Raw genomic sequence first — 1,026 nt, forward strand, 5'->3', positions numbered from 1 at the left:
GCCAGAGACGCTGCGAGAGCTGCTGGCGTACCGGGCGCAGATGCAGCCATGGATGCCGCCAAGGCAGAAGCAGATGCAGCCAGAGATGCTGCCAGGGCTGCCGCAGATGCGGCCAGGAACGCTGCCAAAGTAGAGGCGAACGCTGCCAAAGTCGAGGCGAGAGAAGCCAGAGAGGCTGCCAAGGTCGAGGCGAAAGAAGCCAGAGAGGCTGCCAAAGTCGAGGCGAAAGAAGCCAGAGAGGATGCGGCCGACGCCCCTGATGCCCCGGATGTCGACGTGGTTGAGGTAGAGAACTAAGCCCGCCCGTTCCGCAATGAACATGGCAGGCATATCCGAAGAAAACGCCCCGGGAGCTTGAGGGACGTATCGGCTATGAGTCGCAAACCCTGAATAGTCGCGGGGTTTGCGACTTCTTTTTGAAATCTGCCGCACGGTCCGAAATGCCGACGAGTATGTTGGCAGGGGCGGATCGAGCAGGACGGGTGTGGCGCTGTCATTGAATGTGGTGGCCTGGAACAGTGCTATCGCTGGGAGAGGGTGATGGGTGGCGTCCACGAAATAACAGGGGGAGGCTTCAGTGACGACGTGGTCCGGGCTCTCTGCTGCCCCGATGCCTTATATAGACGCTGGAGGTTTTCATGGTGGCAACCCCGGGCGCTTTGGTAAGGAAGAAGAATTTTCAGATGGGGGTTGACCACGTATTTTAATACTGTACTATTCGCCTCCCGCTAACGAGCAGCTTGATATTGTTCTTGGCTTAAGTAGTTGATTTTGTTGAAAAATCAGAAACTTTTAAGGTTGCAAATTGAAAAGATGCGCTGTAAGATGCGCACCTCGGTTGAGACGAARGCTCTTAACCAACCGCTCTTTAACAACTGAATCAAGCAATTCGTGTGGGTGCTTGTGGARTCAGACTGCTAGTCAACAGATTATCAGCATCACAAGTTACTCCGCGAGAAATCAAAGATGTAACCAACGATTGCTGAGCCAAGTTTAGGGTTTTCTCAAAACCCAAAGATGTTTGAA

1 pseudogene is annotated in these 1,026 nt (G+C 53.6%); it reads left to right on the plus strand.

The features are described 5' to 3' along the window. Window positions 1–297 (plus strand): annotated as a pseudogene (locus AC1DVH_RS31705) (hypothetical protein); the annotation flags it as partial. Between the last annotated feature and the right edge of the window lie 729 nt (window positions 298–1,026).

This window comes from Pseudomonas sp. P4_C3 (assembly GCF_056402075.1).